This is a genomic window from Pseudoalteromonas sp. T1lg88, from assembly GCF_002964765.1.
In the GTDB taxonomy this organism is placed as follows: Bacteria; Pseudomonadota; Gammaproteobacteria; order Enterobacterales; family Alteromonadaceae; genus Pseudoalteromonas.
In genome coordinates, this window is the sequence record NZ_PQCF01000031.1 from 74,535 (window position 1) to 96,380 (window position 21,846).

Sequence of the window (21,846 nt, forward strand, 5' to 3'; positions counted from 1 at the left end):
GGACACCCACTTTTACTTAGACACCCATCTCTAACCTTTACTAAAACAGCCAACAAAAAAGCGAACCACTGGGGTTCGCTTTTTAGCTTTAATTCAACGCCTTACTAATGGGCATTAAACTTATTCACGCTAGCCTTTGTTGAACAGGTCAGCACGGGCTTTGTGGATCTTTTTATAGCTCTCGAGTAAACGCAGGTGCTTGTCCAAGCCTTCGAGCTTCATATTGGTCGGCGTTAGGCCGTGGAAACGCACCTCACCGGTGACCAAGCCCACGGCATTTTCCATGGTCTCTTTACCAAACATGCGTGAGAAGTTATGGATAAAATCATCCAATTCCAGCTCTTCATCCAGGGTTACTTCCAGCACCGCGCTCACGGCTTGATAGAACAAGCCACGCTCAACCGTGTTGTCGTTATATTGCAAGAAGTCACCGACCAACTCCATGGCTTCTTCCAATTCACCAAGTGCTAAGTAAATCAAGATCTTAAGCTCAAGGATGGTTAACTGACCCCATACAGTGTTTTCATCAAACTCAACACCGATAAGGGTGATGATGTCGATGTAGTTATCAAGCTGGCTTTCTTCCAAACGCTCTACCAAGGCGGCCAGTGCATCGTCCGAGAGCGAGTGCAGATTCAAGATATCTTCACGGTATTGCAGTGCCTTGTTGGTGTTATCCCAAATCAGGTCCTCCACCGGGTACACTTCTGAAAAGTCCGGCACAAGAATACGACACGCACTGCCGATTTCTGTAAATTCAGCAATATATGCTTCTTTACCAAGCGCCTTTAAAATACCGAACAAGGCTTCGCTTTCTTCTTCATTAGTACCCGAGAAATCCCATTCGACAAAGTCGTAATCCGCTTTGGCGCTGAAGAAACGCCAAGAGATCACACCGCTTGAGTCGATAAAGTGCTCGACGAAGTTTTCCGGCTCAGACACCGCCATGGAGTTAAATGTTGGCTTCTGTACATCGTTCAAACCTTCAAAGCTTCGACCTTGCAGTAACTCGGTCAGGCTGCGCTCTAACGCAACTTCCAGGCTTGGGTGCGCACCGAATGAGGCAAATACACCACCGGTTCTTGGGTTCATCAGGGTCACACACATAACCGGGAATTGACCACCCAGTGAGGCGTCTTTAATAACAATCGGGAAGCCCTGCTCTTCAAGCTTTTCGATGCCCTCAACTATGTCCGGGTACTTGGCCAGCACCTCTTGCGGTACGTCCGGCAGCACAATTTCCTGCTCAATGATCTGGCGTTTAATGGCACGCTCAAAGATCTCAGACAAACACTGCACCTTGGCCTCATTGAGGTTATTCCCCGCACTCATACCATTGCTTAGGAACAGGTTCTCAATCAGGTTTTGCGGGAAGTAAACCGTTTCTCCGTCCGAATGACGAGTGTACGGAATTGAGCACACACCACGGTCCACACGGCCGGAGTTGGTGTCGATTAAATGCGACGCTTGCAGTTCACCGTCCGGGTTGTAAATCTCTAAGCAGTAGTCGTCTAAGATGCCTTGCGGCAGGGCATCGTCTGCACCCGCTTGAAACCATTTTTCATTGGGGTAATGGACAAAGTCGCTGTACGCGATTTCTTCACCCAGGTACTGATCGTTATAGAAGAAGTTGCAGCTTAGGCGCTCGATAAATTCACCCAGTGCAGAGCAAAGTGCACTTTCTTTAGTCGCACCCTTACCGTTAGTGAAACACGCAGGTGAAGCCGCATCACGGATATGCAAAGACCATACATGGGGAACGATATTGCGCCACGAGGCCACTTCAATCTTCATACCCAACTCGGCCAGCATGGCGGTCATGTTCTGAATTGTTTGCTCTAACGGCAGGTCTTTACCCAAGATGTAGGTGCTGTGATCAAGGTCGGCCTCAACCATCAACATGGCCTGGGCATCTTTGTCGATATTATCTACAGGGTCGATTTGGAACTCGGGCCCGGTTTGCACCACGCGTTTAACCGTGCAACGCTCGATTGAGCGCAAAATACCCAGGCGGTCTTTATCAGAAATGCTCTCTGGTAACTCAACCTGAATTTTGAAAATCTGATTGTAGCGGTCTTCCGGGTCGATAATGTTGTTTTGCGAAATGCGGATACCGTCGGTCGAAATCTCTCGACTGTTGCAATACACCTTCACAAAGTAAGCTGCGCACAAAGCAGATGATGCCAGGAAGTAGTCAAACGGGCTTGGCGCCGAGCCATCACCTTTGTAGCGGATCGGCTGATCGGCTATCACGGTGAAGTCATCAAACTTGGCTTCTAGTCTGAGGTTGTCGAGAAAATTGACTTTAATTTCCATGAGTTATCGCTACCCTAAAAATCGCAATGACCGAGCTTACCAACGCTGCTGGGCAGACTAGGTGGCAATGTCGGTCAATCTAATGAATTTAATGTTCCAATTATCGTCTTTTTGCGTGCAATCGTCTTGGTTTATTTTGGAATTATATAAATCAAAACTAAAAAGAGACCTTGGATTCGATGTTAGCAAGTGGTCACTCACCAACAATAAAAGTGGGGGTTACTTTTCTACCGGCTCAAAGCGTAAAGACATCAAGCCTAAATCGCGTACCAGGACGTCGCCGTCTTCAATCAGCCAGGTTTGTTCTTCATTACCCGATTTAAATACCAGATAGTCACCGGATTTGAGTTCGCGCACAAAGATTTCATCAAACTCGGTGCGCTGGCCATCCGCTTCGATAAAGTTCTCGCCGATATAGATTTTTTTGGCGCCAGCAAGCTCTGACAGCGCGTTAAATACCTTGTTGTCAGAAGTACTGACATAGTGCCCTTCATACCCATGGCCACCACAGCCAAGCATAAATAATGAGGTTAAAACAATGAGGGTATATTTGAAGTACTGCATATCTGTCGCTCGATTTTGTAAAACACAATGTCCCCGCTAAGGGGGCGGTTAATTTTACATCATCTCGGATGCGATACCAATACGTAAAAAAAGGGCCGCTTTTGCGGCCCTTTTAGTAACATCACAACGTCTGTTTATTTTAGATCGAAACGATCTGCTGTCATTACTTTTGTCCAAGCATCAACGAAGTCGTTAACGAACTTCTCTTTCGCATCCTGTGAAGCATATACTTCAGCAATAGCGCGTAATTCAGAGTTTGAACCAAAGATCAGGTCAACCGAAGTCGCCGTCCATTTTTTGTCGCCGCTGGTGCGGTCAAAGCCTTCATACACTCCTTCTTCCTTGCTTGATTTGCTCCACTTGGTCGACATATCAAGTAAGTTAACAAAGAAGTCATTGCTCAGCGTACCCGGTTTGTTCGTTAACACACCGTGCTCCGAACCTTTGTAGTTGGCATCAAGCGTACGCATACCACCTAGCAGTGCTGTCATTTCCGGAACGCTCAAACCAAGCAGGTTGGCACGTTCTACCAGCATGCCCGTTGGTGATTTCCACGCGCTGCTATAGTAGTTACGGAACGCGTCAGCCGTTGGTTCAAGTACTTCAAATGATTCAACATCTGTGTACTCAAGTGATGTATCCATACGACCCGGCTTGAATGGTACAGTGATACTGTAACCTGCATCCTTGGCACCTTTCTCGATGGCTGCTGCACCGCCAAGAACAATCATGTCAGCAAGTGAAATTTGCGTTTTACCTGCTTTTTTGTTGAATTTCTTCTGAATTTTCTCAAGTACTTTCAGTACTTTTGCTACTTCTTCAGGGTTGTTTACCGGCCAGTCTTTTTGCGGCGCTAGACGCAGGCGTGCACCGTTTGCACCACCACGCATATCGCTGTCACGGTAGCTAGACGCCGAGGCCCAAGCAACACGCACAAGCTCAGAAACTGTCAACTTAGAATCAAGAATTTGCTCTTTCAAATCAGCGACTTGCTTATCATTCACCAGAGTGTGGTTCACTTCTGGAATGTAGTCTTGCCAAATCAATACTTCGCTTGGTACTTCACTGCCAAGGTAACGAGCACGTGGGCCCAGGTCACGGTGATTTAGCTTAAACCAGGCCTTGGCGAACGCGAGCTCGAATTTTGCAGGGTCGGCACGGAAGCTCTCGGCAATCTTGCGAAACTCTGGATCTTCCTTCATCGCGATATCTGTTGTGAACATGATAGGCGCGTGACGCTTACCTTTAACGTGCGCATCGGGAACCAGGTTTTTCGCCGCCTCATCGGTAGGGATCCACTGGATTGCTCCGGCGGGGCTCGTGGTTTGTTTCCAATCAAAGTTGAAGAGGTTGTCCAGGTAGTTGGTGGTCCACTGTGTTGGCGTAACCGTCCACGCACCTTCAAAGCCACTGGTCACAGTGTCTTCAGCCAGGCCTTTGCCACATTTGTTCTGCCAACCAAATCCCTGGTCTTCAATCGGCGCTGCTGCCGGCTCTTTGCCTACACAGTCTGGCTTTTTAGCACCGTGTGCTTTACCAAATGTGTGGCCACCTGCGATTAGTGCCACAATTTCTTCGTCGTTCATTGCCATACGACCGAATGACATACGGATATCGTTGGCCGCCAATAAAGGATCCGGTTTACCGTGAGGACCTTGGGGGTTTACATAGATTAGACCCATTTCAACCGCTGCTAGAGGGCCTTTTAATTTGCCTTTTTTGTCGCGACGCTCATCGGTCAGCATCTTGCCTTCCGGGCCCCAGTACACCAAATCCGGCTCCCAGTCATCTTCACGACCACCGGCATAACCGAAGGTTTTGAAGCCCATATCCTCTAAGGCTACGTTACCTGTTAACGCCATTAAGTCGGCCCAGGAAATGTTGCGACCATACTTCTGTTTTACCGGCCAAAGTAGGCGACGTGCTTTGTCTAAATTACCGTTATCAGGCCAGCTGTTGAGTGGGTCAAAACGTTGCTGACCACCACCCGCACCGCCGCGGCCGTCGAATACGCGATATGTACCGGCTGCGTGCCATGCCATACGTATGAAGAATGGACCGTAATGACCATAGTCTGCCGGCCACCAGTCCTGCGACTCGGTCAAAACGGCACGAATATCTTCTTTAACGGCTTGCAGATCTAGGCTTTCAAAGCCCTTGGCGTAGTCAAACTCTTCACCATAAGGATGTGACTCTACCCCGTGTGCGCGTAACGGACTTAGGTCAAGCTGCTCTGGCCACCAGAATTGATTTGATTTCGGCTCAACAGAGGTGGCCTGCGCACCCAGCGTAAGTACCGAGGTAACCGCCAGTGCCGCTGCACTGATAAAAGGACGTGATTTCTTACCCATGAAACTCTCTCCCCGTTTGGAGTTAAGTGATTAACGGGATTAAATATAGTTCATGGTTTTAATCTATTGCAGCGATAAAAATAGATTGGGTTAATCGATTATTTAGATAATTGATTTATTAGGCTTGGCTACAACAATCAATGCCAAGCCCGAGTGACCGTTATTCGGCGGTGGTGGGATCAATAATGGTTTTCACTTCATGAATGGCACTGATTGGAAACTCACCCATACTGGCGTGCTGCTTGATCAGGCTTTCATTCGGGGCAATATACACACAAAAAATCTTATTGCCGGTTACATAGCTCTCCACCCACTGAATCTGCGGGCCGAGTTGCTCGAGTACATCACAGGAGCGCTGTGAAATCCCTTGCAGTTCATCGGCGGATAGCCCGCCCGCACCCTCTATTTCTCTTTCAATTACGTACTTTGGCATTACTCACCTCCGTTAAGAGTAAGAGCAATAAGTATAGTCAAGGAGCGCTGGAGTGAAGAGGCATAGCCAAAAATGACGGGGGCAGGGCTGCGGTTGGCATGATCCCCGACCGGCGAAAGCGCCAGTCGGGAAACCTAGGGCATTAAATTCCCTGACTTTTTAGGTACTCTTCATATGAACCCTGGAAGTGCACTATGCCCTCTGGGCGAATATCAATAATTTGCGTAGCCAGTGATGACACAAACTCACGGTCATGGCTGACAAAGAACAAGGTGCCTTCATAGTTTTCCAAGGCCAGGTTCAGAGCCTCGATAGATTCCATATCCAGGTGGTTGGTCGGCTCATCCAGTACCAACACGTTAGGGTTAATCAGGCTCATTTTGCCAAACAGCATGCGACCCTTTTCACCACCGGAAAGCACTTTAACCCGTTTTTTCACATCATCATTAGAAAACAACATGCGTCCTAGGGCACCGCGCACCACCTGATCATCACCCGTGGTCCACTGTTTCATCCAGTCGAACAGGTTATCGTCTTCAACGAAGTCGGCGGCATGATCCTGGGCGATGTAACCAATTTTCGCTTGTTCGGCCCATTTTACCGAGCCCTGATCGGCCTCGATTTCACCTAATAAACAGCGTAACAAGGTGGTTTTACCGGCGCCGTTTTGGCCGATAATGGCAACGCGCTGGCCGGCCTCAACCTGTAAATCAAAGTTGCTGAACAAGGGCGTTTCAAACGCTTTTGACAAGCCTTCGATGGTAATAGCCTGACGGTGCAGCTTCTTATCTTGCTCAAAGCGAATATAGGGGCTGACGCGGCTTGATGGCTTTACTTCTTCAAGCTGAATTTTATCGATTTGCTTGGCACGTGAGGTGGCCTGCTTGGCCTTAGAAGCGTTGGCAGAGAAGCGGCTAACAAAGCTTTGTAGCTCGGCAATCTGTGCCTTCTTCTTGGCGTTTTCGTTGAGCATTTTCTCACGAGCCTGAGTGGCTGCTGTCATGTACTCGTCGTAGTTACCCGGGAATAGGCGCACTTCACCATAATCCAAATCGGCCATATGGGTACACACGGTATTTAAGAAGTGACGGTCGTGAGAGATGATCACCATGGTCGACTTGCGCTCAACCAGCACCTGCTCTAACCAGCGAATGGTGTTGATATCCAGGTTGTTGGTCGGTTCGTCAAGTAGCAGTACATCCGGATCGGAGAACAGGGCTTGCGCCAGTAATACTCGCAGCTTCCAGCCCGGTGCTACTTCGCTCATGGGGCCAAAGTGCTGCTCAATGGGAATTTCCAAGCCCAGCAAAAGTTCGCCGGCGCGGCTTTCTGCGGTGTAACCGTCCATTTCCGCAAAGCGCACTTCCAGATCGGCCACTTCCATGCCTTCTTCTTCACTCATCTCGGCCTGGCTGTAAATGAAGTCGCGTCGCTCTTTCACCGCCCACAGCTCGGTATTACCCATTAATACCGTGTCCATCACAGAATATTCTTCGAAGGCAAACTGATCCTGACGCAACTTACCCAGACGCACGCTCTCACCTAGCATCACGTTTCCAGCCGAGGGCTCAAGGTCGCCGCCCAGAATTTTCATAAAGGTCGATTTACCACAGCCGTTGGCACCGATCAGGCCATAACGGTTGCCATTGTTGAACTTAACGGAAACGTTTTCAAAAAGAGGCTTAGCGCCAAACTGCATGGCGATATTTGCTGTTGCGATCAAGGGAAGTGATATCCATGTTTGCTCAAAAAAAGGACGCGCAGTGTAACGGAATATGCCTCTTTTAGAAACCACATTAAGGCAACTCTTAACAAAAGCCTGCTGTTTACCCAAGTAGTGGCAGTTCAGTAGCAGCCCAATGCACTCATAATTACCGATAACAAAGGTGCTCATCTTGCGCTATTTATAGGCACAAAATACATGCAATCAAGTAATTAAGTGTGTAAGGTAGAAAAGTCTATACTTGAAAATAACAAAAAATGAGGCATCTATTATGAATGGTAAAATTATCGGTATTATTCTTATTGTGATCGGCGTGGCCTTGGTGGCCTGGGGTTACAACGTGTACGACGCGGTAGAAGCACAGCTAACCCGCTCGCTTAACGGTGAAACACCCATTGAAGCCTGGCTGGGCATGGTCGGCGGTGCCATCTGTGTCGCCGTGGGTGTGTTTAAGCTGAAGTAAACGCAAAGCGAGTCATTGGTTCGCCAGTGGCTCGCCATTTAAGCTGGCAAGGAACAAACTCTAAGAGTATCAAGCACACGGTCACTCACCTACTTCCCCTCACTCCAAAATGCTCTTATCAGCCAAACAGCGATAGCATCCAGACAAACTTAAATTCAGTCACAGCTTTTTTAGAAGTCGGCACAACCATATGATGCCAAGAGCAAACCCTATTACAATTACAGGGAACTGGAGCCAACCAGGCATGACCCTTGTAATGTCCGCAGCAAAGAGTTTTAGCGTGGTAAAGGCGATGATAATAAGTGTGATCTTAATAAGTAACTGGAAACCATAAAGACTCCCAAGCCATTTCATTAAGAATAAAATTGACAATTTTCACTCGTTATTTCTTCCTGACAAACTCCACCCTAAGTAGAGTCCAAGAGTCACAAAAGAAAGAAATATAACCAGACCAAAATCATGGCGGTATATGAAACTATGTATTGTCTCTGAAATTAGAGTTAGCAGTGAAAGCTTAGCGGCTATAGGTGTGGGAGAATAGTCAAACTCTATCCCAAAAATATAGATGGTTGCTCCGGAGCGCTTAGCTAAGCTATGTGAAACAGCGGAGCCTGCTGCAAGTGCGGAAATCAGCACTATAGTTGAAAAAACATCTGGTCTAGCTTCGAAAAACTCCGCTCTCATACCTGAGTTGATAGACGCGGATACGTTGTACACCAAGATATATAAAGCAATAAGTAAGTGCTTAACCTTCCTTAGTTTTAACATTTCACTTAACAGCCTCTGATTATTTAAATAAAAATAAATTATCTCAGACCCGCATTCCCTATTAGCAACAACACAGATACGAACTTATTTGAACCGCCCTAAACGCAGTCACAAACAAGTAAAACTTAGTTATGCCTCCCACAAAAAGCAAACCTGCACCATAAATGGCCAGCCCAGGGCTTTTGAACTTACACTAACTAAGACACCCACTTTAACTAAGGGGGAGTAAGGGGCTGGGTCTGAGCCTCTTTGCTGACCTTTACTCCGGCACAAATTCACGCTCTGGCCTGAGCGCCTATTTAACAAAGAGCTTGTAAAACAGTCGGTGAATGCTGCGGCCATAAGGTGGGTATAGCAGCTTACCGCCATTGAACTTGCCCAGAATGTGTACCGCCTTGGCCTTGGAAAAGGTCTGAAAGCCCTCAAAACCATGATAATGACCCATACCCGACTCACCGATGCCGCCAAAGGGCAAATCCACCTGAGCCAAATGGGTCATGGTGTTGTTGATACAGACTCCGCCGGAGTGAGTCTCATGAATAACCCGCGCGTGTTCATTCTTATCCAGGCTAAATAGATACAGCGCCAAAGGTCGCGGACGCGCGTTGATATAGTCCACTGCCTGATGCAAGGACTCATAGCTCACAATTGGCAGCAAGGGACCAAAAATCTCTTCGGTCATCACCCGGGTATCCTGCCCGGCGTTGTCAATCAGCACCGGCGGCATTTTCCTGCTGCCGTTAAAGTCCTCCTTGGCTGGGTTAATTGTGGTGCAGCTCGCCCCCGCAGCTTTGGCCTCTTCCAGCAGTGCCTGCAATCTTTGGTATTGGCCGTCATTGATAATGGCGGTGTAATCCGGATTGTCTTTAATGCTGGGGTACATGCGAGCAAAGGCGTTTTGATAAGCGGCGATAAAAGCCTGCTTTTTATGCTCGGGGCAAAGAATATAATCCGGTGCCACGCAGGTCTGGCCGGCATTCAGGGATTTACCAAAACAAATGCGCTCGGCGGCCATCTCCAGGTCGATGGTATCGCCGATAATCACCGGGGATTTACCGCCGAGTTCCAGCGTCACCGGAGTCAGGTTGGCCGCCGCGGCGCGCATCACCAACCTGCCCACGGCGGTTGAGCCGGTAAAAAACAAATGATTAAAGGGCAATTGCGAGAACGCCGTAGACACATCGGCAACGCCGGTAGTCACCGCCACCTGCTCCTCGCTAAAGACCTCGGCCAACAGCTGCACTAAGCAATGGTTAAAATAAGGAGTATGCTCGGAAAGCTTAAGCATCACGCGATTTCCCGCGGCGATGGCGGTAATTAACGGGCTTAAACTTAAATATAGAGGGTAATTCCACGGCACCATAATGCCCACCACCCCAAGGGGTTGATACACCACCTTGTTGCTTGCCGGCTGGAAAATCAATGCGGTTGAACGAGCCGAAGGTTTACACCAGCGAGCAAGGTGTTTAATGGTGGAGTCGATAGCCTCAACCAGGGTCAGCACCTCGCACAGGCGGGTTTCATCTTCGCAGCGATGACCAAAGTCTTTGCTAATGGCCGTAACCAGCTCATCCTGCCTGGCCAGCATGGCTTTTTTGAGCGCCTGTAACTGAGCTTTTCGCTCGTCTACAGCCGGGTATTTATTCTTGTTAAAGGCCCTCAACTGCGCTTCAAACAGGGGTTGAAGCTGAGCAACCTGAGTGTGCTGGTGCAGACGATTGTTTTCAATATTCATAAAGACTCACGCATGGATTGACTAGTCGCTTGCTTTACCTGGTTTTTAAGGTAAAGGCTTTGACTAATTCTTGGGTGTCGTACCCCTTGTTATACATCAAGTAATTGAAAATAACGATCAGGCCTTTGTTTTTAAGGTTTAATTGTACTGCAGCATTGTAAACCTATGCGCCAGAAGCGTGATTTGTGCTACATTTGCCGCGTTTTCCACCCTATTGAGGCGGCTATCGCCATGCTTGCGATTATTCTTGTATTTTTAAGCGCATTTTTACTTTTCCAAGTCCAGCCTATCATGGCCAAAATGTTACTCCCCAGCTTTGGCGGCGGCACTCAGGTTTGGACGGCGTGCTTGTTGTTTTTCCAAACCTTTTTGCTCGCAAGCTATGGTTATGCGCACCTTATCTCAAGCCGCTTGGCGTTGAAAAAGCAGTTTTTCGTCCATGGTGGCGTTTTACTAGCCGGAGCCATTGCCCTGCCCATAGGCACGCAGGCGCTCGGCGCCCCGAGCGACGCCCCCGCCTTGGGCGTGTTAGCCCAGTTGGCGATGGCCGTGGGTTTGCCTTATTTTGCCCTGGCTGCCACGGCGCCCTTGATGCAAAGCTGGCAGGCCAAGGTGGATTATGAGCATGCCTACAAGCTCTATAGTTATTCCAATATTGGCTCCTTTTTGGCCCTGCTCTCGTATCCATTCGCGGTGGAGCCCTGGCTCGGGTTAGGGGATCAGTCCTGGCTGTGGAGCGGTTTATTTGTGGCCTTTGCCGCCACCTTCTATGCCTATATGGCACGCTTTTATAATCAGGCCAAGCGCCTTGGCAGCACAGAACAGAGCGCCTTTCGCGGCGGTATTCACGGTAAATGGCTGTTGTGGTTGCTGCTTAGCGGCTGCGGCGTGATGGTGCTCACAGCTAGCACCAATGCCATGACCCAAAACGTGGCGCCTGTGCCCTTCTTATGGTTGTTACCGCTGGCACTGTATCTGCTGACCTTTGTGCTGTGCTTCCACTCGCCCAAAGCCTATCATCGTATTTTCTGGCTGGCGGCGCTGGCGGTCTGTGCCTTTATCTCCTGCTTCTTATTCTTTATCGGCAGCCAGTTCGATATCGTCAGCCAGGTGATTCTCTACTCCTTGGTGCTGTTTGCCGCCTGTATGATCTGTCATGGCGAGCTGGTGCATGCCAAACCCAGCACCGAATACCTGACCCAGTTTTATCTGGTGATGGCCCTAGGTGGCGCGCTGGGCACGGCGCTTATCACTTTTGTCGCACCGCAGGTATTTACCCTGTATTACGAATACCCCTTGGCCATAGGCGCCGCCTTGGTATTGTTTGCCTGGGGAGTTGTCAGTGATAAAGGCATCCACAGAGCCCCCTTGCTAGGTGGCAGCGCACTGGGCACAGTGGCTCTGGCTGGACTCTTGTTCTTTTGGCTCGATGGCCAGTTTAAAAGTAACGACATTGAGCGACTGCGTAACTTCTATGGCCTACTAACCGTTACCGAAGTAAACATTGAAGGGCGCACCGAGCGCCGCCTGATCGACGGCACCACCACCCATGGCGTGGAGGTACTCAAAGGTGAAGGCCAAGGCGAGCCACAAAGCTATTACCGCTACCAAACCCTGGTAGGGCAGTTACTGCAAGACCTACCGAATGGCTCCCATGTAGGCTTTATTGGCCTGGGTGCCGGCACCTTGGCGGCCTACGGTAAAAGCAAAGATACCTATACCTTCTATGAGCTTAACCCCAATGTGCTGGCCACGGCCCAGGCGCAATTTAGCTACCTTGATAACTCCCAGGCCAAGTTGGATTATGTGCTAGGAGATGGCCGCATCACGTTAAGCGCACAACAAGCGCAGGGGCAGGAACAGGTGTTTGATGCCCTGGTGCTCGATGCCTTTAGCGGCGACGCCATCCCTATGCATTTGCTGACTCAAGAAGCCATGGCCTTATACTTAACCCAGCTTAAAGAAGACGGCATTCTGGCGGTGCATATCTCCAATACCCATTTGGATCTCACCCCCCTGATGCGAGGCTTGGCGCAACAATTCGATTTAACCATCCTCTATGGCGAGGCCAAGGCCGAACAAAGCCATGGTCATGATGTACGCTGGGTGCTACTAAGCCGAGATAAGGGCCAACTCGAGCCCTACCGTGCCAGCGAGTCCCCCTGGCCCAGCAGTACAGCACCCTTTGTATGGCGCGACGACTACAGCAACCTGCTGCAGGCCATGAAGTTTATGGGTGAGTAGGCTTGTTTGATGTTTAATGGCGCAGGGCTAACAAAGACTGCGTCATTGTTTTATTTATCGCTTTTACTTTATTTTCAGAAAAAAGATGTCAAGGAAATGAGTGGCGATTCAGTTTTCTAAATATAGCCAGCCTTTAAATAGATGCACAATGCAAGACCTGACCCCTTTTTCCACATTAACTTTTAAAAATTAAGATTTTATTATTTACCATTTTCTTGTTTATCATTTCGTTCCCTTTCTGAGCCAAACAACCTCCCCGTAGGTATCAGCACAAAAACAACAAGGCAAACACCTAAAAGTACAAATGAAATTTTTCCAAAAAAATCACATTGACTCGGGAAGTAATCACAAGAAACAACCTCCATATACTTGAATGTCTTTATAAAAAAATATGCCAAAGCCATGAGCATAAAATAAATCAATAATTTCTTAATCCACTTCGCACTTACAACGACCAGACTCTTCATTATATTTCTCCAATCCCCATCTCGTAAAATCAGACACTAAGCCCCAACTAAACCCACAAAGCCTGACTTAATAAAATTATTGAGCCCATTTCCTACTATACTACGTTGATTCAAAGTCTACATATGGAGCTGTAATTCCTCCTGTTAAACCTCCTGCGGTGCTAGACAAAAAGTCATCTTGCGCACCAGCTAGGGCGCCTGCGCCAAAGCCTACAACTGCAGCACATCAATTCGGTTTTGACTTTTCCGCTCCAGCTGCTATCGCACCGATAGATACGTAGGCCATAGTCGGGCCTGTATGATACCCAATCACTCCATTCACCCCAGCAAAGGCAAGAGCCACTCGCCAGTCTCTCGTTTCTATAATAGAAGCTGTAAATGCTCCAGCAGCACCTGAAATACCATCAATCATATTAGCTGAAAAAAAATTAGACCCAACGAATCAAAATAACTAATCGGATTCTGATACGCATACCCATAGGTAATCATCCCCCCACCCAAACTGAAACAACCTGGACACCCATCTAAACATATTCTTGTGGTGCGAGACTGCAGCAAGTAGCTACAAGCAATAAAGTTTATGAGCGGTGGTTAGATTGGAAGAATTAAGCAAATGTATATTCAAGGCCAGCATAAGCACTGGCCTTGGCAGGTTATAACATCTTATTGCTGTAAGTCGATGCGATAGAGGGCAAAGCCGTTTTCATCGAGTTTAAGCGGTGAGGTCGGTGTGACGGCCGGCAAAGTTTCGGCGATGGCGGCCACATCATCCAAAGGTGAGGTTCTAAACACCACATTCAGTGGCGTGTCTGTGCTGACCTTGGCAAAGCGCCAGTTGTTGTCCGCGGAAGGATCTAACCCCGTCTCTGGCGATTTAGCCGCTTCGCTGATGATATAGCTGCGCAGCACACCGCGGTTTTCATCCGGGCCTTCAAAGGTTTCACGGCTGCTGCCATCTATGGCCGGGAAGTTGCCGCCACCACTGGCGCGATAGTTATTGGTCACAACCAAAAAATCCGCCTCAGGATCGATAGCCTGGCCTTGATACTGCAGGTTAACGATGCGCGAGCTCTCTGGGTTAATAAGCACGCCTTCGTTGTCATAACGCTTAGGCTGGGTTACGTCAATTTCAAAGGTGACGCCGTCGATGATATCGAAGTTAAAGGTAGGGTAGCTGGTATCGAGCAGGTTTTGCTCGGCACTGGTGCTCATGTCGATTTGGTTAAACTGACCGGCGGAGCGCTCTAGCCATTCCTTTACGTCACCGCCTGATACCTTCACCATGCGAATGGTGTTGGGGAAGACGTACAGGCTGACGGTATCGAGCATTGCAATGTCGCCCGCCTTCACATGGGTGTAATCCTCCACGCCATTGCGCCCGGCACGAAACGGCGCTGCCGCCGAAAGTACCGGCAAACCATCTAATTCGGTGCCCTGAATAAAGGCGCTACCCCAGGCGATTTGCGCATCGGCAACGATTTGAATGGACGGGTCGTCCTGTACCAGGGCGAAGAAACTAAAGATGGGTGCAGAGATCTTCGCAAACGGCTCACTCACCCAGTCGATGGTGGCCTTATGTTCAAGCTCGATGGCCGCGGCAATTTCCCCATCGGCCTCGGCCAGGTCGACAAAGTTGCCTTCTGCATCCTTGGTGCTGATGGCGCGGTTGCTCACCGCCGAACTTGCAACCTGCCAGCCACCGTTTTCTGTGGGCTCCAGCTCCAGGTCGATAATACCCAGATGATTACCGAAAAAGCCCGGCATCACCGCGGGCACGCCATTGAGAGTGCCATTGACATTATCTATGCCCGCTTCTTCAAAGCCATCATAGGCGGCATCGCCGGGGAAAACGCGGTGGTTATGACCAAATAAGATGGCGTCTATTCCCTCTACCTGAGAAAGGTAGAGGGCGGTGTTTTCGGCCATGCTTTCATAGGCGCTGGCGGTTAACCCTGAGTGAGGAATGGCAATAACAATATCGGCCCCCTCTTCTTTCATTTGCGGCACAAACTTCTCGGCGGTGGCGACGATATCCTTGGCGATCACCTTATCCTGCAAATGGGCGTTGTCCCACTGCATAATTTGCGGCGGTGTCAGCCCCAGGTAGCCGATTTTAACGGTTTGCTCGTTGCCATCGCTGTCGAAGACGATTTTGTCTTGAATATAATAAGGCGTGTAGCGGTTTTGATCGTTACTCTCATCATTATCACCGTCATCCACGTACACATTGGCATTTACATAAGGAAAATCGGCTCCCGCCAAGGTGGCATCTAAAAACTCCAGGCCAAAGTTAAATTCGTGATTGCCCAGGTTAGCCACGTCATAGTCCAATAGGTTCATGGCCTTATAGGCCACGTGAGTCGCGCCATTGAGAATATCGTCCTTGCGCACCAGGGCTTCATAGTCGCCCAGCGGGCTGTTTTGAATTAGGTCGCCGTTATCCACCAAAACACTGTTAGGCACCTCGGCGCGGGCTTCCTTGATCAAGGTGGCGGTATTAACCAGCCCCAGGGTTTCCGATGGCGCCTGAGCAAAATAATCATAGTTCGACAAATACATGTGAATGTCTGTGGTTTCCATGACCCGCAAACTCACCGTGGCTGAGGGGCTCACGCCAATGCCTTGGTCATCGTCATTGTCGTTACTTGAGCTGCAACCGCTGAGGCTTAGAGCAACGGCTAATGCCAAAGTAGACTTTAATAAGTGCTTGTTATTGAATGGGGTTTTCATACTTATTCCATAGTTTTTTTGAAAATGAAGATTGCCCCATCACCCTAAAAAGGTTTTATGAATTTATGATGAAAAAGTAGTATCAAAATGTAATCGAGGCTTCGCTCCAGACCTCCTTAAATACGCACCTCAATGAAAACTAGACGACTGGTCTAATCAGGTTTAGAATGGACGCCATGAACGCAAAAACCAATGACACACGCCAGCATATTTTAAAGGTCGGCTACGAGCTAATCGTCAGCAAGGGCTTTACGTCCGTTGGCCTTTCAGAGCTGTTAAAAACCGCCAATGTGCCCAAGGGCTCTTTCTATCACTACTTTAAGTCGAAGGAGCATTTTGGCGAGGCGCTGATCCAGGATTATTTTAGCCAATACCTCGAAGCCATCACCGCGCTGCTTGGCAACCCGGCGCTCAGCGGCTATCAGGCACTGATCCAGTATTTTGAGCTGTGGCTGGCTCAGGATAAGGGCAGTTGCAATGCCAATAAATGCCTGATCGTTAAACTAGGTGCGGAGGTATCGGATCTGTCCGAACCCATGCGTGTAGCCTTGAAAAACGGTGCCGATAGAATCGTTGATACCATAGCCCAATGCATTGAACGCGGCGTGGCCGATGGCTCAATTAAGGCCACCAATGCCAAGCAAAGTGCACAGCAAATCTATTTTCTATGGATTGGTGCCAGCTTGTTGAACAAGCTATATCAGGACCAAGCCGGGCTAAAACAGTGCCTGGAAAACACCAAACAGCTATTGCAGGGTAACTAGCCCTGCAATGAAATTACACCGCCATGTGTTTGGCGGTTTTTTTGCAACGAATACTAGACGACCGGTCTAATCAAAAATTGTATTTAGGAGAATACCTATGTCAGCTTCAACCCAAAACCGCCGCATCGTATTGGCATCACGCCCTCATGGCGCCCCGACGGCTGCTAACTTTCGCTTAGAAACCAGTGCTAAACCCGAGCCGCAAGCAGGCGAAATTCTGCTGCGCAGCGTGTATTTATCACTCGACCCTTATATGCGTGGGCGCATGAGCGATGCCAAATCTTACGCCGAGCCGGTGGCCATCAATGACGTTATGGTCGGCGGTACCGTCTGTCAGATTGAGCAATCAAACAACAGCGACTTTGAACCGGGTGAATGGGTGCTGGCCTACACCGGCTGGCAGGACTATGGCATCTCCGATGGCAAGGATCTGATCAAATTGGGTAAAAACCCCACTCACCCTTCTTACGCCTTAGGCGTTATGGGCATGCCCGGCTTTACCGCTTATATGGGGCTGTTGGATATAGGTCAACCTAAAGCCGGTGACACCTTAGTCGTGGCCGCAGCAACCGGCCCGGTGGGCGCCACCGTAGGGCAAATCGGCAAGCTAAAGGGTTGTCGCGTTATCGGCGTAGCCGGCGGCGCGGAAAAATGCCGTTATGCCGAAGAGGTATTGGGTTTTGATAAATGTCTCGATCACTATGCCGACGATTTTGCCGAGCAACTGGCAGCAACCTGCGACCAGGGCATCGACATCTACTTCGAAAACGTTGGCGGCAAGGTATTCGATGCGGTAATGCCGCTGCTGAACACCGGCGCCCGCGTGCCACTGTGCGGTTTGGTCTCTCAATACAATGCCACCGAGCTGCCACAAGGCCAGGATCGCCTGTCATTATTGATGGGGCAACTGCTGATCAAACGCATCAAGATGCAGGGCTTTATTATCTTTGATGACTACGGCCATCGCTACGATGAATTTGCGAATGATATGAGCCAATGGCTGGCGCAAGGCCACATCCAGTATAAGGAGCAGATCGTGGCCGGACTGGATAATGCACCCGAGGCTTTTATGGGCTTACTTGAAGGGAAAAACTTCGGCAAGCTGGTCATTAAAGTGAACGATCCTCTTTAATATTGCGCAATAAGGAAGAAAATATGATTAAACTACATCACCTTAACCAGTCTCGCTCTAAGCGCATTATCTGGTTGCTGGAAGAACTTGGGCTGGCGTATGAGGTTGTGCCCTATCAGCGCGATAGCGTGACATTTTTGGCCCCACCGGAGCTAAAGAGCATCCATCCGCTGGGCAAATCCCCGGTGCTTGAAGATGATAACCAGGTGATCACCGAATCCGGTGCCATCACCGATTACCTGATTGACAAATATGGCGCCCAACAGCTGGCACCCGAGCGCGGCACTGTGGCGTACACCCAATACCAGCAGTGGCTGCATTTCGCCGAAAGCTCGGCGATTTTACCCCTGTTGCTTAAGATGTTTGTCAATAAAGACGGCGCCAAGATGAATTTTCTCGACGGCTATGCCGATATCGAAACTCATAAGGTAATGAGTTACTTTGACGCCAGCCTGGCAGGCAAAACCTACCTGGTGGAAGAGCGATTGACCGGCGCCGATATCATGATGTCCTTTATCGTTGAGATACTGCACAAGTTTGGCCTAATAGAGCAATACACCAACCTTCAACGCTATAGCGAGCAACTGGCCACACACCCCGCCTTTCATAAGGCCGATGCGGTTGAGGCCGAGCTTGATACCTCGGTAAGTTAGCGCAGATTAGTGCAACGACACCCAAGGGGTAATTGGCAACAATTACCCTTTTTTTATCGCCAATATGGTCCCTTCCAAAGACATCTATTGATGACTTTATGTAAAACACCCTTGACATAAAAACAATCCAAGCCTAACTTAAATGTAAAGTAAACATAACTTTTAGACAAAGGAGTTAGACTTATGACCTGTGAGCAACTTGATTCGAGACCCGCGGTGATCAACACCACCAAGCAGCTGGCGCTATGGACGGGAGCCTGGGTTGGCTCGGCAGCGCTAGCGACTCTGGGCCATCAATTGTTATGGACAAATAACATCAGCCTGTCGCTTATTGCGATCGCAATTAACCTCTTGCTGGGAATGCAAATGATCCGTGCTTATATCAAGCACATTAAGGCCCTCGACGAACTGCAACAAAAGGTACAGATTGAGGCAGCGGCGATCACCGCCGGCACTGGCATAGTGGCGGGCAGCAGTTACAGCTATTTATCGAATTTTGGGGTGATCCAGCAAGAGGCCAATATTGCCGTACTCATAGTTATTATGGCCCTGGCCTACATAGCCGCCATAATTATCGGCATGTGGAGATACAGATGAAAAATCGCTTAAAGGTACTGCGTGCCGAGCGCGATTGGACTCAAGCCGATTTAGCAAACGCCCTGGGAGTCTCGCGGCAAACGGTAAACGCCATAGAAAAAGGCAAGTTTGACCCAAGCCTCCCCCTGGCCTTTAAATGCGCGAGGCTGTTTAACCTCGCCATTGAGGAAATTTTTGAGGACGAGAACCACTAAGAAGTCCGGCAAAGATACTTCTAGCATTATTGTCGGCCTGAAGGCCGACCTACAACCTTAGCGGCAAAGGCCGACCTAAAATGATTGGCATTAACCCTTGGCGATTAATTCGTAGGAGCGCAATCGAGCCTGTTGATCATGAATAATGGCATTAACCATGATCTCATCGGCGCCGGTGCGCGCCTGCAACCCACGTAACCCGGCTTGTACCTTGTCCCGATTACCAACGATGGACTCGCGCAACATATGAGTGACCTGCTGGCGCTCCGCTGCGGTCCAAATCATATCCATATTCTCGGTTGGCGGTGGAATTAGCCCCTCCTGCCCACGCAGCATGCTGACAAATTTTTGCTGTCCTGTGGTGGCCAGGTATTCCGCTTCTTCATTACTATCGGCGGCTATCACATTCACCGCCACCATAACGTAAGGCTCGGCCAGTTGCTGGCTGGGCTGAAACTGCTGGCGGTACAACTCAATAGCACGCATCATAAAATCGGGGGCAAAATGTGAGGCGAATGCAAAGGGCAGCCCCTTTTTCGCCGCCAACATGGCGCTGTAAGTGCTCGAGCCTAATAACCATAGCGGCACCTGAGTACCGGCTCCGGGATAGGCGCGTACCCTTTGTCCAGGCTTGGCATCGGCGAGGAAATAAGCCAGTTCATCGACTTGCGGCTCTAAATCTTCCGCCGCACTTGGGTCGCGACGTAGCGCATGGGTGGTAGCCCCATCGCTACCTGGAGCGCGACCTATGCCGAGATCAACGCGATCCGGGAACAAGGTCGCCAGGGTACCAAACTGCTCCGCCACCACCATGGGCGCATGGTTTGGCAGCATCACACCGCCTGAGCCAATACGTATCTTATCGGTATGCGCACCGATATAGGCCAGCAGGGTGGAAGTAGCGGCGCTGGCGATATCGGGCATATTATGATGCTCAGCCATCCAAAAACGCTGATAGCCCAGGCGCTCAACATGCTGTGCCAACTCTTTTGCGCGCATTAATGCATCCCGCGTTGAGCTCCCCTGCACCACGGGTGCCAGGTCAAGCACACTTAAAGGAGGTAATTTTGCCATCATACATTCACCAAGGTTAAAAATTGTCAGGGCGCTAGAGTAGCAGTTTTATTCGCTCGGATAGAGACAACTAAAAACACATCTTTGTGGCCTAAACGGCATCAATTGGCCTTACTCAAAACCTATTTATGCTTAAGCCAAGATAAAAATGTCATCAAATTAACACGCTTGAGCACTATGCTTAAGAATATGCCCGGGACTATTTAAGATAAGACCTGCCTATGCGCTTTGCCCTCACCATCATTTTTCTCGCATCACTACCCCAAGCCTACGCCGCGGAAAGTACAGCGACAATAACAAGTGCCCATACGCAGGTGCAGCTAGGCCCACGGCCCTATGCGCTTATTGATGCCATGACGCCAAGCGCCCTGAAAGACACCCTGCTCGCCTGTGGTGACAAGGAAGTTAAGGCTCATTCTTTTTCCATCGGCCATCGCGGCGCCCCGCTGCAATTTCCCGAGCATACCCGCGAGAGCTACCTGGCTGCAGCGCGCATGGGCGCTGGCGTGCTCGAGTGTGATGTCACTTTTACCGCTGACAAGGAGCTGGTGTGTCGGCATTCTCAATGCGATCTGCATACCACCACCAATATTTTGCAAACCGAGCTGGCAGCCAAGTGCTCCGAACCATTTACACCGGCCGCACATGGCAAACCGGCAAGCGCCAAATGCTGTACCAGTGATATCACCCTGGCGGAATTTAAAACCTTAAAGGGGAAAATGGATGGCGCCAACGAGAATGCTAAAACAGTGGCAGACTATCTGCGTGGCACCGCCGACTGGCGCACCGACCTCTATGCACACCAAGGTACGCTGATGACCCATGCACAGAGTATTGCGCTGTTTAAAGAGCTCGGTGTGCAAATGACGCCTGAACTCAAGGCTCCCGAGGTTAAAATGCCATTTAAAGGCATGTCGCAAACGGATTACGCCGCCAAGATGATCGAAGAATATCGTCAGGCTCAGGTGCCCCCAAGCCTAGTGTGGCCGCAGTCTTTTAACCGCGATGATGTACAGTATTGGCTTGACAGCCACCCTGAGTTTGCCGCACAAACTGTGTACCTGGATGACCGAGATAGTGACCTATTATTCGATCACCGCAGCCCACGCACCTGGTCACCCAGCATGAAAGCCTTAGCGGATCAGGGCATAGAAGTGATTGCCCCACCAATCTGGATGCTGCTTGATTTAGACCAAGACAAGAAGATAGTGCCCTCGGCCTATGCCAAGGCCGCCAAGGCTGCAGGGTTAAAGATCATTGCTTGGTCGCTGGAGCGCTCCGGCCCATTGGAAAATGGCGGCGGTTGGTACTATCAGTCAATTACTGAGGCGGTCAAGCATGACGGCGTGCTGATGCAAGTATTGGATGTGCTGGCACAAGAGGTGGGCGTGATAGCCGTCTTTAGTGACTGGCCGGCGACCACCACCTATTACGCTAATTGTTTACTGGCGCCGGATAAGAAAGAAATAAAACAAAAGTAAGTACACACCAACACACCTCTTGCAAAGACCGTACAAAGCAACTTCAGCGCCAGCTATAGAACTGACTTAAGCCTTTCATTATTCACGTGAAGTTCATATTTTTATGGCGCAAATAGGGACGCGGTGGTAGGCTAGATACGGCGTATTATTAAGCAAT

The 21,846-nt window shown here is 49.6% G+C and carries 17 protein-coding genes; 8 read left to right on the forward strand and 9 right to left on the reverse strand.

Annotated elements, in window-relative coordinates:
- Nucleotides 1-129: 129 nt before the first annotated feature.
- The 5 genes from C2M34_RS09560 to C2M34_RS09580 form a co-directional block, all read right to left on the reverse strand.
- Nucleotides 130-2,316, reverse strand: a complete 2,187-nt coding sequence (locus tag C2M34_RS09560; RefSeq protein ID WP_105201278.1) for an OsmC domain/YcaO domain-containing protein — start codon at nucleotides 2,314-2,316, stop codon at nucleotides 130-132.
- 219 nt (nucleotides 2,317-2,535) lie between these two features.
- A complete protein-coding gene (locus C2M34_RS09565; protein WP_105201279.1) occupies nucleotides 2,536-2,880 on the reverse strand; it encodes a hypothetical protein in 345 nt (114 codons plus the stop codon).
- Nucleotides 2,881-3,014: 134 nt separating this feature from the next.
- Nucleotides 3,015-5,231, reverse strand: a complete 2,217-nt coding sequence (katG, locus tag C2M34_RS09570) for a catalase/peroxidase HPI (RefSeq protein WP_105258634.1) — start codon at nucleotides 5,229-5,231, stop codon at nucleotides 3,015-3,017.
- Between the two features lie 160 nt (nucleotides 5,232-5,391).
- Complete coding sequence (locus C2M34_RS09575) at nucleotides 5,392-5,664, reverse strand: DUF4242 domain-containing protein (protein WP_105201281.1); 273 nt, start codon at nucleotides 5,662-5,664, stop codon at nucleotides 5,392-5,394.
- A 142-nt stretch (nucleotides 5,665-5,806) separates the two neighbouring features.
- Nucleotides 5,807-7,387, reverse strand: coding sequence for an ABC-F family ATPase (locus tag C2M34_RS09580; RefSeq protein ID WP_105214546.1), 1,581 nt, complete (start codon nucleotides 7,385-7,387; stop codon nucleotides 5,807-5,809).
- Nucleotides 7,388-7,658: 271 nt separating this feature from the next.
- On the opposite strand from C2M34_RS09580, the gene C2M34_RS09585 reads away from it, so the two are divergent.
- Nucleotides 7,659-7,850 (forward strand): DUF3185 family protein, encoded by a 192-nt coding sequence (locus C2M34_RS09585; protein WP_105188797.1) that lies wholly within the window; start codon nucleotides 7,659-7,661, stop codon nucleotides 7,848-7,850.
- Between the two features lie 1,063 nt (nucleotides 7,851-8,913).
- Here C2M34_RS09585 and C2M34_RS09600 read toward each other — a convergent pair.
- Complete coding sequence (locus tag C2M34_RS09600) at nucleotides 8,914-10,353, reverse strand: coniferyl aldehyde dehydrogenase (protein ID WP_105258637.1); 1,440 nt, start codon at nucleotides 10,351-10,353, stop codon at nucleotides 8,914-8,916.
- A gap of 291 nt (nucleotides 10,354-10,644) precedes the next feature.
- Between C2M34_RS09600 and C2M34_RS09605 the strand changes: the two genes are divergently transcribed.
- Complete coding sequence (locus C2M34_RS09605) at nucleotides 10,645-12,597, forward strand: spermidine synthase (RefSeq protein ID WP_158681418.1); 1,953 nt, start codon at nucleotides 10,645-10,647, stop codon at nucleotides 12,595-12,597.
- A 200-nt stretch (nucleotides 12,598-12,797) separates the two neighbouring features.
- On the opposite strand, the gene C2M34_RS09610 is transcribed toward C2M34_RS09605, so the two are convergent.
- Together C2M34_RS09610 and C2M34_RS09615 are read right to left on the reverse strand one after the other, a co-directional pair.
- Entirely contained in the window at nucleotides 12,798-13,064 is a 267-nt protein-coding gene (locus tag C2M34_RS09610; protein WP_105254340.1) for a hypothetical protein, read from the reverse strand.
- 663 nt (nucleotides 13,065-13,727) lie between these two features.
- Nucleotides 13,728-15,794 carry a bifunctional 2',3'-cyclic-nucleotide 2'-phosphodiesterase/3'-nucleotidase gene (locus C2M34_RS09615; protein ID WP_105258639.1) on the reverse strand — a complete coding sequence of 689 codons (2,067 nt, stop codon included), beginning with the start codon at nucleotides 15,792-15,794 and terminating at the stop codon, nucleotides 13,728-13,730.
- A gap of 176 nt (nucleotides 15,795-15,970) precedes the next feature.
- Here C2M34_RS09615 and C2M34_RS09620 point away from each other — a divergent pair, with 176 nt between their 5' ends.
- The 5 genes from C2M34_RS09620 (at nucleotide 15,971) to C2M34_RS09640 (ending at nucleotide 19,134) form a co-directional block, all read left to right on the forward strand.
- On the forward strand, nucleotides 15,971-16,558 hold the full coding sequence (locus tag C2M34_RS09620) for a TetR/AcrR family transcriptional regulator (RefSeq protein WP_105254704.1): 588 nt from the start codon (nucleotides 15,971-15,973) through the stop codon (nucleotides 16,556-16,558).
- Nucleotides 16,559-16,655: 97 nt separating this feature from the next.
- Nucleotides 16,656-17,690 (forward strand): NADP-dependent oxidoreductase, encoded by a 1,035-nt coding sequence (locus tag C2M34_RS09625; RefSeq protein WP_105258640.1) that lies wholly within the window; start codon nucleotides 16,656-16,658, stop codon nucleotides 17,688-17,690.
- 23 nt (nucleotides 17,691-17,713) lie between these two features.
- Entirely contained in the window at nucleotides 17,714-18,343 is a 630-nt protein-coding gene (locus C2M34_RS09630) for a glutathione S-transferase family protein (RefSeq protein ID WP_105258641.1), read from the forward strand.
- 183 nt (nucleotides 18,344-18,526) lie between these two features.
- Entirely contained in the window at nucleotides 18,527-18,940 is a 414-nt protein-coding gene (locus C2M34_RS09635) for a hypothetical protein (protein ID WP_105201293.1), read from the forward strand.
- A complete protein-coding gene (locus C2M34_RS09640; RefSeq protein WP_105201294.1) occupies nucleotides 18,937-19,134 on the forward strand; it encodes a helix-turn-helix transcriptional regulator in 198 nt (65 codons plus the stop codon). Before C2M34_RS09635 ends, C2M34_RS09640 begins: the two co-directional genes overlap by 4 nt.
- Before the next feature lie 90 nt (nucleotides 19,135-19,224).
- On the opposite strand, the gene C2M34_RS09645 is transcribed toward C2M34_RS09640, so the two are convergent.
- Nucleotides 19,225-20,211, reverse strand: a complete 987-nt coding sequence (locus C2M34_RS09645) for an LLM class flavin-dependent oxidoreductase (protein WP_234398788.1) — start codon at nucleotides 20,209-20,211, stop codon at nucleotides 19,225-19,227.
- Between the two features lie 218 nt (nucleotides 20,212-20,429).
- Here C2M34_RS09645 and C2M34_RS09650 point away from each other — a divergent pair, with 218 nt between their 5' ends.
- Nucleotides 20,430-21,689, forward strand: coding sequence for a glycerophosphodiester phosphodiesterase family protein (locus C2M34_RS09650; protein ID WP_105258642.1), 1,260 nt, complete (start codon nucleotides 20,430-20,432; stop codon nucleotides 21,687-21,689).
- Nucleotides 21,690-21,846: the final 157 nt, after the last annotated feature.

What these genes read in the sequence shown, in the direction of transcription:
- C2M34_RS09560 (WP_105201278.1), bottom strand. Translation starts at nt 2,316, where the DNA reads ATGGAAATTAAAGTCAATTTTCTCGACAACCTCAGACTAGAAGCCAAG.
- C2M34_RS09565 (WP_105201279.1), bottom strand. Translation starts at nt 2,880, where the DNA reads ATGCAGTACTTCAAATATACCCTCATTGTTTTAACCTCATTATTTATG.
- katG (WP_105258634.1), bottom strand. Translation starts at nt 5,231, where the DNA reads ATGGGTAAGAAATCACGTCCTTTTATCAGTGCAGCGGCACTGGCGGTT.
- C2M34_RS09575 (WP_105201281.1), bottom strand. Translation starts at nt 5,664, where the DNA reads ATGCCAAAGTACGTAATTGAAAGAGAAATAGAGGGTGCGGGCGGGCTA.
- C2M34_RS09585 (WP_105188797.1), top strand. Translation starts at nt 7,659, where the DNA reads ATGAATGGTAAAATTATCGGTATTATTCTTATTGTGATCGGCGTGGCC.
- C2M34_RS09600 (WP_105258637.1), bottom strand. Translation starts at nt 10,353, where the DNA reads ATGAATATTGAAAACAATCGTCTGCACCAGCACACTCAGGTTGCTCAG.
- C2M34_RS09605 (WP_158681418.1), top strand. Translation starts at nt 10,645, where the DNA reads ATGGCCAAAATGTTACTCCCCAGCTTTGGCGGCGGCACTCAGGTTTGG.
- C2M34_RS09610 (WP_105254340.1), bottom strand. Translation starts at nt 13,064, where the DNA reads ATGAAGAGTCTGGTCGTTGTAAGTGCGAAGTGGATTAAGAAATTATTG.
- C2M34_RS09615 (WP_105258639.1), bottom strand. Translation starts at nt 15,794, where the DNA reads ATGAAAACCCCATTCAATAACAAGCACTTATTAAAGTCTACTTTGGCA.
- C2M34_RS09620 (WP_105254704.1), top strand. Translation starts at nt 15,971, where the DNA reads ATGAACGCAAAAACCAATGACACACGCCAGCATATTTTAAAGGTCGGC.
- C2M34_RS09625 (WP_105258640.1), top strand. Translation starts at nt 16,656, where the DNA reads ATGTCAGCTTCAACCCAAAACCGCCGCATCGTATTGGCATCACGCCCT.
- C2M34_RS09630 (WP_105258641.1), top strand. Translation starts at nt 17,714, where the DNA reads ATGATTAAACTACATCACCTTAACCAGTCTCGCTCTAAGCGCATTATC.
- C2M34_RS09635 (WP_105201293.1), top strand. Translation starts at nt 18,527, where the DNA reads ATGACCTGTGAGCAACTTGATTCGAGACCCGCGGTGATCAACACCACC.
- C2M34_RS09640 (WP_105201294.1), top strand. Translation starts at nt 18,937, where the DNA reads ATGAAAAATCGCTTAAAGGTACTGCGTGCCGAGCGCGATTGGACTCAA.
- C2M34_RS09645 (WP_234398788.1), bottom strand. Translation starts at nt 20,211, where the DNA reads ATGATGGCAAAATTACCTCCTTTAAGTGTGCTTGACCTGGCACCCGTG.
- C2M34_RS09650 (WP_105258642.1), top strand. Translation starts at nt 20,430, where the DNA reads ATGCGCTTTGCCCTCACCATCATTTTTCTCGCATCACTACCCCAAGCC.